This window comes from Luteibacter sp. ME-Dv--P-043b (genome assembly GCF_030209605.1).
Lineage (GTDB): Bacteria > Pseudomonadota > Gammaproteobacteria > Xanthomonadales > Rhodanobacteraceae > Luteibacter.
In genome coordinates, this window is sequence record NZ_JARVRT010000032.1 from 29523 (window position 1) to 40485 (window position 10963).

A 10963-nucleotide genomic window follows, 5' to 3' on the forward strand; every position below is an offset into this window, starting at 1 on the left:
GCATTGGGCCACAGTGGCGAGGGTATTGGCCCTGCTGATGGTGGCGTATGCCCTGATCGGCGTCGTTCGCGGCCATTCGCCTGTTCCTCTATGGGACATGTGGGATGGCTACATCGGATTCTTCCTGCAAACCAGGCAAGGCGGCTGGTCCCCATGGCTCGATGCGCACGGCGAACACCGGATCGTACTGTCGCGGCCCTTCTTCTACGCCGATATCGCCTGGTTTGGGGCGCGGGGCATCCTGCCGATCGCAGCGGGCGTGGCTATCACGGCCAGCATCGCGACGATCTTCATCCAGGCTGCAAGGCGCTCATCCGGCGCATTGACATCCGCCGCGCGCCAGGCCCTCTGCGCCGTCCTTCTTGGCGGCACGTTCTTCTGGTCGCAGCGCGAGAACTTCACCTGGGCCTTCCAGGTGCAGTTCTTCCTCGTCGCCTGGCTGCCCCTGTCCGCGTTCTACCTCGCGGCACGCGCCGCGTCGGAACCGGAAAGGGGTTATCTTGCACCGGCAGCAACGGTCTGCGCTGCGCTGGCACTAGGCGCGATGGCGAACGGTATTTTTGCCCTGCCGATCCTACTCGTCCTCGGTGCCTGCGTGGGTCTCGGCCCCCGCTGGCTGGCTGGCACGGCGTTGACGACCGTGCTTGCCGCGCTGCTGTTCCGGCAGGGGTTCAGCGGCGGACAGACGCATGTGCCGATGCTGGCGGTACTGGTGGATCGACCGATGGATGTCGTCCACTTTGTGCTGCGCTATGTAGGCGGTCCGCTCTGGTTTGCATTCGGCAGGGCGAACTGGGCCATCGGACTCACGGAAATCGCTGCGGCACTGGTCCTGCTGGGCACTTTGGCGTTCTTGCCCAGGGCATGGCGCACGCGCCGCTCCCAACCGATGTCGTTGGCCATGGTGGCCGTGGTCGCTTATGTGGCCGTCAGCGCCCTAGGCACGGCGCTGGGCCGCCTACCGCTGCCTTACGGCCTTGCCGGTGCGTTCGTCAGCCGATACACCACCATGGCTGGACTGGCCTGGCTGGCCTGCCTAGTGATGGTGACGCCCGCCCTCGGCCATCGCATCGTGCGCGTTCTTCCTCTGGCGGCCACGCTGGTGCTGCTCGGCCTCATGTCATGGCAGCTCAGGGCCGTCCGCAATCAGGCGTCCACCCTCTATTCGCGTGATCTGGGCGCCTTGGCCCTCGCCACGCAGATGAACGATCCGTCTGCCATCGCGCCCTTGTATCCCCCTGAACAGACGGCGCATGTGCTGGATGTCGCCGACAGGGCAGGTAAGGCCCATCTTCCCGCCTTCGGAAGGAACGATGTGCTGGGGGCTATCGGGTGGCTGGGCAGGCGCATGCCCCTTGCCGGATGCCAGACCGGTATCGAGACGTCACAGGTCCTCGCCTCAAGCCGTCCGCAGCGTCGTATCGACGGGCATCTGAAGGCCGCGTTCAGCCAAGCCTCCGATGGGGCGGCCCTGGTCGTGGATGAGCGCGATACAATAGTTGGTTGGGCGCTGGTCCGGCCCAAGGCGGCCCGGGAGCGTGGCGATGTGGTCGGAGGGCCCGCTTTCAGCGGCTTCGTTGACGACCCGAGGGCAGGTCATGCCGGCTGGACAACCACCTCCCTGCGCATCTGCGCCATGCCCACGGGCGCCTCTTTCGCGTATTCGGAGTAACACATGCAGCGAGTCCTGATTATCGGCGCGACCTCGGCGATCGCCGAAGCCACCGCCCGCCTGTACGCCGAACGAGGTGCAAGGCTCCATCTCGTTGCCCGCAACCGGGCGCGGCTGGATGCCATTGCCGACGACCTGCTGGTCCGCGGCGCCCCCGAGGTCACACGCGCCGAGCTGGAGATCAACGATCTTGCCGCCCACGGCGCCGCTCTCGACGCGGCCTGGGCGGCGCTGGGTGAGGTCGACGTAGTGCTGATCGCACACGGCACGCTGCCCGATCAGAAGGCCTGCGAGGCCTCCGTGGAGACCGCCCTGGCGGAGTTCGCCACCAACGGCACGTCCACCATCGCCCTGCTGACCCTGGTCGCGAACCGCATGCAGACGGCCGGCCGCGGCAGCATCGCCGTGATCTCGTCGGTGGCTGGCGACCGGGGCCGCGCCAGCAACTATCTGTACGGTTCGGCCAAGGCCGCGGTCAGTGCCTTCCTCAGCGGTTTGCGCCAGCGCATGGCGAAGCACGGGGTGGCCGTCATCACGATCAAGCCGGGCTTCGTCGACACGCCGATGACCCGCGAGTTCAAGAAGGGTGCCCTCTGGGCCAAGCCGGAGGCCGTCGCCGAGGGCATCGTCTCCGCCGTGGACAAGGGCCGTGCCGTGGCTTACCTGCCGTGGTTCTGGTTCGGCATCATGACCATCATCCGCTGCATCCCCGAATTCCTCTTCAAACGGCTCAGCCTCTGACCATGGCAGACAAGCACAGCAAGATCGTCATCACGGGCGCGGCCGGTCTGGTCGGCCAGAACCTTATTGTCGAACTGAAAAGCCAGGGTTTCACCCAGCTGGTGGCGATCGACAAGCACGCCTACAACATGGGCATCCTGCGCGAGCTGCATCCGGACGTGGTGACGATCGAGGCGGACGTGGCGGTGCCGGGCCCGTGGGAAGAGGCTTTTGCCGGTGCATCGTGCGTCGTGCAGCTGCATGCGCAGATCACCAGCAAGTTCACCGAGGAATTCGTCCGCAACAACATCGATGCCACGCGCGTGGTGCTGGACGCGTTCAAGCGCCATAACGTGCCTTATATGGTGCATATCAGCTCCTCGGTGGTGGTCTCGGTCGCCAACGACGACTACACCAACACCAAGAAGGCCCAGGAGAAACTGGTGGTGGAGTCGGGCATCCGCCATACCGTGCTGCGCCCCACCCTGATGTTCGGCTGGTTCGATCCGAAACATTTCGGCTGGCTGTCGCGCTTCATGGCCAAAACGCCGGTGTTCCCGATCCCCGGCGATGGCCGCTACATGCGCCAGCCGCTCTACGAGCGCGACTTCTGCCGTTGCATCGCCGATTGCATCGTGCGCGAGCGCAACGGCGAGGTGTACGACGTGGTGGGCGATACACGCATCGACTACGTGGACATCATCCATACGATCAAGAAGGCCAAGGGCCTGAAGACGCTGATCGTGCACATCCCCTATGGCTTCTTCGGCTTCCTGCTGAGGGTGTATGCGCTATTCAGCGGGAAACCGCCCTTTACCGAAAGCCAGCTCAAGGCGCTGAGCGCCGGCGACGACTTCAAGGGCGTGGACACGCAGGCCGTGTTCGGCGTGCGGCAAACCCCGTTCGCCGATGCCGTGCGCGAGAGCTACTGCGACCCCCGTTACTCCGCCATTGTCCTGAAGCGCTGAGCGCCCCGCCGGAATGCAGTCGATGAATCATCCCCAACGTGTCGCCGTACTCGGTGCCGGCCCCATGGGCCTGGCCGTGGCCTACCAGCTTGCCCGCGACGGGCACACGCCGGTCATCTTCGAAGCCGACGACCGCGTCGGCGGCATGACGGCGAGCTTCGACTTCGGCGGCCTGAAGATCGAACGGTATTACCATTTCCACTGCATCTCGGATGCCGGCTTCCTGACCATGCTGGACGAGCTCGGCCTGGCCGACCGCATGCGCTGGACCGAAACGAAGATGGGCTACTGGTTCGACAAGCGCCTGCAAGCCTGGGGCAACCCGGTGGCCCTATTGAAGTTCAAGGGTCTGAGCCTCACGGCCAAGATCCGCTACGGTCTGCATGCCTTCCTTTCGACGAAGCGCAAGCGCGAGGACTGGCGTCCGCTCGATCATATCGAGGCCACCGGATGGATTCGCCGCTGGGTGGGCGAGGAAGCATGGCGGTCGCTCTGGCAGCGCCTGTTCGACTACAAGTTCTACGACTACAGCGACAATCTTTCGGCCGCCTGGATATGGAGCCGTATCCGCCGCATCGGCACCTCGCGATACAGCATGTTCCGCGAGAAACTCGGCTACCTCGAAGGTGGCTCGGATACGTTGCTCCACGGCATGCAGCAGTGGATCACGAACCATGGCGGCGAGTTTCGCCTGTCGACGCCCGTCACCCGCGTCGTGATCGAGAACGGAGCGGTGAAGGGCGTGGACACGCCGACAGGCTTCGAAGCGTTCGACAAGGTCGTCAGTACGGTTCCGCTCCCCTTCGTGCCGCGTATCATGCCGGACCTGCCGGCCGACATCCTCGCCAAATTCAGTGCACTGAAGAACGTGGCGGTGGTGTGCGTCATCGCCAAGCTACGCAAGCCGGTAACGGAAAATTTCTGGCTCAACACCAACGACGATGACATGGATATCCCGGGCTTGGTCGAGTACACCAACCTGCGCCCGCTCGATCAGCATGTCGTCTACGTGCCGTTCTACATGCCAGGCGAGCACCCGAAGTACGCCGAGGCCGATGAGGTCTTCACAGGCAAGGTCCGCCGCTACCTGAAGACTATCAACCCGTCGCTGACCGACGAGGATTTCATCGATATCCGGGCAAACCGGTATCGCTACGCCCAGCCGATCTGCCCCCCTGGATACCTGGAATCGATCCCTCCGCGCAAACTGCCTGTGCATGGACTCTGGGTAGCGGATACTTCGCACTATTACCCCGAAGATAGAGGCATCTCCGAAAGCATCGACTTTGGTCGCCGCATGGCACGCGAGGCCGTATGATTCGTCACCTCACTCAGTCGCAGTTCGTGCGCTTCGTCGCCACGGGCGGTGTTGCAGCGACTGTAAACTTCGGCTCTCGTATCGTGCTCAACCGTTGGATGAGCTTTTCGGTAGCCGTCTGCCTTGCCTACGTAGCAGGAATGATCACAGCTTTTGTCCTGGCGCGATGGCTGGTATTTGGCGCCGGAGAACAATCGGCGCAAAAATCGGCCACCATATTCGTAGGCGTAAATCTGTTTGCGATCGCGCAGACATGGCTGGTCACCATGGCTCTGGCCAACTACGTGCTGCCCGCCATTGGGGTGGAAATGCATGTACGGGAAATCGCCCATGCCATTGGCGTCCTGGCACCAGTTTTCAGTAGCTATTTTGGGCATAAGCGCTGGTCGTTTCGATAGCCGACACGTTGTGATGGACGCCTCGTGACAACTCGCTGGGAGCCGCAGTGCGCTAGATGCAGAACCCTGAGTATCGCTCGCGATTACTGCCGATCAAAACGGTCTTGGAGCTTTCACTTGGTAAGATCTCTAGTGGGGCGCCGACGTGGGACAGAAAATCCGGACGCGCGTCAGCCAGAATATGACTTTTGACTCGAATCTAGCTTGAGAGGGTCAGGATGCGGACCTCGGTCCAGACACCCAGACACCATTCTGCTTCGCGATTGCGATTGCGTCCTGACTGCCGTCGGGACTGAAGTTGGCAACGTGGAATTGCCATACCTCATTAACCGTCGCAAGGGACATGCAATTCGGAATCACTTAGCAATACAAAACTTCACAGAAAGCGCCGCAAGGTTGCGGTGAAACCCGCTGTCTATATTACTTAATACACGGTCACGACTTGGCCGGAGCATTCGCGAAGTACGCCGGCCACGGATTTCACCACCGTCACTCGAATTGGCCGCGCCATTTCGTCAAGGCTAAAAGTAGCGTCAAATCCCGCATTTATCAGAGACGGCCGTCCAAAGACCTTGGCCACATCCATCCGAGATGTAGCGCGTGCGCGCACAAGTTTGTTCATTCCGCCTGCTCCACGCAGCAAAAGAAATGTCGCGTCTCCAAGGGCACCTGCCGACACGTCCGCCGCGGCCCACCCTTTCAATGATACGAATGCCATCTCGGATGGCAGCACAAGTGAGCCACCTATGATTCGGATACCAGCTTCGGGCTCCGACTCAAAAGCGCATTGTCCTCCCGACGCTACCGACCCGGGGTCTGGCTCAACCGGATCCAATGAACGGCGCGGGATGGCCGCCTTCGGAATCGGCAGCCGAGCCAAGAACAAGGAGTAGTGAATAGGGAAGAGCGATCCGGTCCAGTCCGAAACTGATAATTGCATCTCGATGGGAAGTCGGCTCGAGGGCATATTTTCAGCACCTTTCGTCCAGAGTACCTCAAGTTCCCGGGTTGATCCCACGGTTGGCGAGAGCAAAAAGCCGGTTTCCATCATTCCAGCGACAACCCGGAAGGACTGCATATGCCCGTCTGCATAACGAAAGCTGAGCATGAGCGGCGGAAGCTTATACAGGGCGCCCCAGAGCTTTCCCACAAGAGTAGGACGAATGACAATACGAGCCCACAGTGGATCGCCCCTGGGCAGAGCGACCGGCTTTCCAAGGGCAACGACGCGCTCCAGGATTGCTGCGCCGTTAGATAGGCGAGTCGGCTCGCCAATCCTGTCTAGCTGAAGATAATCACCGATGTGGGCAATGGGCCGATAAGTACCAAACAACCAGGGCCAACTCGCTCCGTCATCGAGAGATGGATATCGGTCATCGATGGTTTGTATTCGCCAGTAGATGCGGTCCGGCGGTGTCTTCCGCAAATGGTTGACATTACGCTCTATGAGTGCAGGGGAATATGCAGAATAGCTTTGAAACACAGGACGGGGCTTCCACACCCCTTGTCCCAAAATCACCGCAGCTATCTCGCTATTGTAAAGATCGACCGACTTGCCAGCATCCACTAATGGCAATTCGTTGCGCACGAAATCGCCAGCTCGTTTAAAGTCTTTGTTCAAATGATCGGACTCATCCCAGACCCTGGAAAGTCCGCTTAATGATTTATCGATCGCATTAGCTACTTTAACGAACAGGCCTCGTGGCGAAATATCGGTATAATGCGAAAGCACAATCATCGCCATACAAAGTGAAGCCGTAGCTAGCCACTTTAGAGGCCGCGGTCCCGTACCCGCAACAACGTATATCGATACCAAGATTATCATATCCGCGGCAAGCGCTATGTGCCCGTCATGGCGAATAGCTCCGGCTTTAAACGCCACAAACAATGTCACCACAGTCGCGAAACTCACCGACCAGCGCCTTGACCGCACCGGCCAGTGAACACAAAGCGATAAAAGTATTCCGGCAAAGGCGAGGAGCATCACCTCCACAACCGATCCAGAAACACTCATGGCATCGCCGTAACCTTCAATAATCTCCATCTGCGAACACAGATAAGATCCGAGTGCCGTGAGCGGCTGCCCCGAACTGATCCAGCCGAGCCCGAGGGTTGTCAGGAAGACGGTTGGTACGAGCCAGATATGTATGCGTTGCTTATCAATCAAGATCCGCGCAGCGATAATCACACAGAAAAAGGCAGGCGGGCTTGCACTGCCCTTAATTAGTGGGAGCAAGGCGCACGCTGCTACCAAGGCATACGTAAGGAACTTAATGCCACGCGTGCCGTGCGTCCTGACGTGCCGTGCAGTAAGTACAAGCAGCCAAGGTATCCCGAGAAAGAACGCATCCCGCATACCTGGAAGAGGCGCAAGAAACGGAACAAAGAGTAGCCAAGCTCTGGAGCGACGAGGAACTATGGCAATCAATGCAAGCGCGGATATGGTTGCAAAAAAAAATGCTACGGCCCACATCTCACCACCCGTCCCCGGTGAGAACTGCTGTGTGTATACAGCCGCAAGCGGTCCACCAGTAAAAACGACATCGCGCCCAAAAACCAGTCCGCGCTCAACTGCCGCGTTCAGCGCGAGCGGCCACGATGCATCTTGGTCTAATCGCGGCATGCTCGGGGAGAAAGGGATGAAAATCAAGACGAAGCATGCCGTGGCTAATAGGATCGCCGCTATACCAATCCATCCATTCTGTCTAGCGAAATCCCGGGCCAAGCCTTTCTCCATTTGACAGAAATAATAGTAACGTGTGCGACACCGATCAGAGGCGCCCGCGGCGCTGTGCGAAGCCAGTGGTATTCTACCGCAGCGAGGGCCTCATGCTTTGCCGAGCCCCACCTCGATACCTGTCAGATTAGGCGCCGCTGTGACTACCACCACCTCCCGTTCCGTTGTTTTCCCTGCCTTTCTGGTCGCGTTTCTCCTACTTGCTTTCAAGGCCAACGACGCGCTCACGGTACCCCAATTCTTTGCCGAGGACATCTCGATATTCTTCAAAGAGCAGCTTGGCAAGGCCCTACCCCAGCTATGGACACCTTACGCCGGTTATTTGCACGTTATTCCACGGATCGTTGCATGGGTCGGCAGCTGGTTCGGGGTCGCCAAGGCCCCGATGGTCTATAACGTGTGCGCCATCCTTTTAGGTGCTGCGGCCGTCTCTTACACGTCCTACCGCATCAGACATATCGTACCGCTTCCGCTTACCCTCTTATCCTTCGTCGCCACTCCTTTAAGCGGAGAAATTCTAGGGACGATCACTAATGCCCAGTGGTTCCTTCAATTCGTGCTTGCTGCTGCCTGCTTTACAAAGCCGGTGCCTTTATCGGCCGAATCACGTTATCCATGGGTTAGAGATACTGCGCTACTTCTGATCGCGCTAACCGGGCCTTTTTCTATCATGATCATGATCATGGTCAGCGGCCTTGCATTAGCCTCTTGGGCAGATCGAAGACTGAGAATAGGTTGCTTCGACGGTCATCTTGCGTCGCTAAATAAGGCATTCGAGCCGCGCGTCATTTATGCTGTTTCCGCAGGAGCCCTAGTGCAGCTAGCCGTCTTACTGACGCACACGCCAGAAAAGAGTGAAGCCCAGAAGGGGGTGCTAGAACTTTTGCGAATAACGTTCGTGGATCTAGCACCAATCCACGTCTTCGGAGCAAATTTCCTGACGGGCAACGGGTGGCTGGTCGTGTACGCGTTGCTGGTGGGATCACTTGTATTCGGCAGAGGCATGGGTGGCGACAAGCGACTTAGCCTACTCGCGATATTTATTTTCGCTGGCGTCGAGATGTTTGCTCCCGTACGCCTCAAAGAGGTGGCCCCCCTATATCAGTTCATGCTGTCTGATCGTTATTTCTTCATATTCAAGGTCACGTTCTGGTGGGTCTTATATGCGGCGCTGGTTTCCCGGATGGTGGTGTCAAAAATCGAAGCCTCGTTGATCGTCGCTATATTCGTAACCCTTGTCGCCCTAGCGAATATCGAGCACTTGCGCCGACAACGTTTTGCCGATCTTCATTGGAAAGAAACGGCAAAACAACTCGATCAGCCTGGCCCACATACAATCTTCTCGAACCCACCCGGATGGGGCGTCGTCATAGACACTCAACCTTCGATCGAAGAAAGTCGCTAATCCATTGGCCGCTAGAGCCGGCATATGCTTCGTATCGCCTGGCCCGCGCCGGGCGAAGTTCACACCGACAAGGAACGATGATGGCCCACCAACAGAACAATTTTGACGCACTGCGACTGAGCGGCGCGCTACTCGTGGCGCTGGGCCACACGATGGACATCGTTCTTGGATACGATGGGCTTGGCGCCGCGACGAACAATCAGAGCTTCGGTGGTCTCGGTCTAAACATCTTCTGTACAATCAGTGGCTTTCTGATCATGCGAAGCCGGATGCGTAATCCCGCGGCCCCTTTTTTTCGAGCGCGCGCATTGCGTATATTCCCAGCACTCTTCATCGCCATACCGCTCATGGCCCTAGTACTTGGGCCTATGGTATCCACGCTCACAATAGGCGAATACTTTCACAATGGTGAAACCTGGCGTTTCCTCGCGACGATCTTTGGTTTCCCCCTCAATCCGATCCTGCCTGGCGTCTTCGGCCATACCGCCCTTGTTGGACAGCTCTACTCACTTACCGCCGAGCTTTCTTTTTACATCCTTGTAGGGCTAATGGGAGGCTGGAAGCACTTCCCCAAATTCGTTGCGGTCGCCCTAATCGTTGTATGGGCAGTCTTCCTACGAACGGATTATCAGTCCTTACCCTTCTCCCATATTTTTTCCATCAAAGCTGGGCAACTCACGACCTTCTTCTATCCGGTCAGACTAGGCACCCTATGCGTGCTGTATCTATTTGTTGGAGCCAGTGTGGCTATTCTCGCCCCTGAGCCCCGCCTGTTGACTCGAATTGCTCTTTGCTTGCTACCTATATGGCTCATCGCGCTATATTCTACGGACAGGCGCGTTTACGACATGGTTGAAATGTCGATGCTCCCCCTAGTCGTGTTAGGACTCGGCGTGGCTACGCGCTTCACGATCAAATTGCCCGAATGGCTAGGCGACGTTTCGTACGGAATATACATTTATCACTTTGCTACGGCGGAACTCGTGTATACGGTCTCACCCCCGGCATGGCGGGGATGGAGCATGATCCTTGCATGCCTTGTCATTTCGACGCTTTTTGGCTGGATATCCTTCCAGCTTGTGGAGAAGCGTGCTCTGGCCAGGAAGGCGGGGCCGAGACAGGCAGAAGTCGCAGACGTATCGGTCGCTGCACGTGCAGCCACTCATTCCATTGCTTGGTCCAACCAACGAGTATCTAAATGATTTCCAATTCTCTAAAGCTGGCTCCGCTCATCGCTTTCAGCTGCGCAGTTGCTGCTTGCCAGGTCTCAAATACAGGTTATCAGGACGCATCGTCTTCGAATGCTGCATCAGTTTTCACGCCGTTGGATACGGCCAAAGACACCGGCCCCGATGCGGGCAGTGAGTGCAAACTTGATCTCTTTTCTGGCCACCAAGCGGCCGCTGAGATGGTGGCCAAGCACGGCATCGGCGCCGCGTTTGAAGGCTGGGCGTTCATAAAAGGCCAGCCTGCCCTTCACGCTGCTACATTGGCCTTTCGAGGCGACGCGGGTTCGTTCGGTGTCCCGCTTAGAGTAGGAATTGCGCGGCCAGACGTAGCATCTGCATTCGGCGATGAAAATCTCTCTAACGCGGGTTTTGCAGTAACCGCCGACATATCAAAGCTGCCTGCGGGCGTGTATGCAGCAGAGATACGCACTGATGTACCGGATAACTTAGTCGTTTGCGATCTTCATGCCAGGATCAGAGTTGTTAACTGATCCATAGCGTTGTCCCCGGCCCATA

The 10963-nt window shown here is 58.5% G+C and carries 9 protein-coding genes; 8 read left to right on the forward strand and 1 reads right to left on the reverse strand.

Annotated features, from left to right (window positions below; all coding sequences use genetic code 11):
* The first annotated feature begins 25 nt into the window (after positions 1-25).
* The 5 genes from QRN34_RS15715 to QRN34_RS15735 are packed head-to-tail and all read left to right on the forward strand — an operon-like array spanning position 26 to position 5076.
* Positions 26-1672: a hypothetical protein gene (locus tag QRN34_RS15715; RefSeq protein WP_285405834.1), complete on the forward strand. Its 1647-nt coding sequence runs from the start codon at positions 26-28 to the stop codon at positions 1670-1672.
* 3 nt (positions 1673-1675) lie between these two features.
* The gene (locus QRN34_RS15720) at positions 1676-2413 is read left to right on the forward strand and encodes an SDR family oxidoreductase (RefSeq protein WP_285405835.1); all 738 of its coding nucleotides are present in this window, start codon (positions 1676-1678) and stop codon (positions 2411-2413) included.
* Positions 2414-2415: 2 nt separating this feature from the next.
* Entirely contained in the window at positions 2416-3360 is a 945-nt protein-coding gene (locus QRN34_RS15725) for an NAD-dependent epimerase/dehydratase family protein (RefSeq protein WP_285405836.1), read from the forward strand.
* Positions 3361-3382: 22 nt separating this feature from the next.
* Positions 3383-4678 (forward strand): NAD(P)/FAD-dependent oxidoreductase, encoded by a 1296-nt coding sequence (locus QRN34_RS15730; protein WP_285405837.1) that lies wholly within the window; start codon positions 3383-3385, stop codon positions 4676-4678.
* Positions 4675-5076: a GtrA family protein gene (locus tag QRN34_RS15735; RefSeq protein ID WP_285405838.1), complete on the forward strand. Its 402-nt coding sequence runs from the start codon at positions 4675-4677 to the stop codon at positions 5074-5076. The genes QRN34_RS15730 and QRN34_RS15735 overlap by 4 nt, the downstream gene beginning before the upstream one ends.
* Positions 5077-5500: 424 nt before the next feature.
* On the opposite strand, the gene QRN34_RS15740 is transcribed toward QRN34_RS15735, so the two are convergent.
* A complete protein-coding gene (locus QRN34_RS15740; RefSeq protein ID WP_285405839.1) occupies positions 5501-7801 on the reverse strand; it encodes a hypothetical protein in 2301 nt (766 codons plus the stop codon).
* A 151-nt stretch (positions 7802-7952) separates the two neighbouring features.
* On the opposite strand from QRN34_RS15740, the gene QRN34_RS15745 reads away from it, so the two are divergent.
* The 3 genes from QRN34_RS15745 to QRN34_RS15755 all read left to right on the forward strand — a co-directional run bounded on the left by QRN34_RS15745 (position 7953) and on the right by QRN34_RS15755 (position 10938).
* A complete protein-coding gene (locus QRN34_RS15745; RefSeq protein ID WP_285405840.1) occupies positions 7953-9218 on the forward strand; it encodes a hypothetical protein in 1266 nt (421 codons plus the stop codon).
* A gap of 80 nt (positions 9219-9298) precedes the next feature.
* Positions 9299-10420: an acyltransferase gene (locus tag QRN34_RS15750; protein ID WP_285405841.1), complete on the forward strand. Its 1122-nt coding sequence runs from the start codon at positions 9299-9301 to the stop codon at positions 10418-10420.
* Positions 10417-10938, forward strand: a complete 522-nt coding sequence (locus tag QRN34_RS15755; RefSeq protein WP_285405842.1) for a hypothetical protein — start codon at positions 10417-10419, stop codon at positions 10936-10938. Before QRN34_RS15750 ends, QRN34_RS15755 begins: the two co-directional genes overlap by 4 nt.
* Positions 10939-10963 lie beyond the last annotated feature (25 nt).

Bases quoted from the DNA above. Each gene is read 5' to 3' on its own strand.
- QRN34_RS15720 (WP_285405835.1), top strand. From the start codon at position 1,676: ATGCAGCGAGTCCTGATTATCGGCGCGACCTCGGCGATCGCCGAAGCC.
- QRN34_RS15725 (WP_285405836.1), top strand. From the start codon at position 2,416: ATGGCAGACAAGCACAGCAAGATCGTCATCACGGGCGCGGCCGGTCTG.
- QRN34_RS15730 (WP_285405837.1), top strand. From the start codon at position 3,383: ATGAATCATCCCCAACGTGTCGCCGTACTCGGTGCCGGCCCCATGGGC.
- QRN34_RS15735 (WP_285405838.1), top strand. From the start codon at position 4,675: ATGATTCGTCACCTCACTCAGTCGCAGTTCGTGCGCTTCGTCGCCACG.
- QRN34_RS15750 (WP_285405841.1), top strand. From the start codon at position 9,299: ATGGCCCACCAACAGAACAATTTTGACGCACTGCGACTGAGCGGCGCG.
- QRN34_RS15755 (WP_285405842.1), top strand. From the start codon at position 10,417: ATGATTTCCAATTCTCTAAAGCTGGCTCCGCTCATCGCTTTCAGCTGC.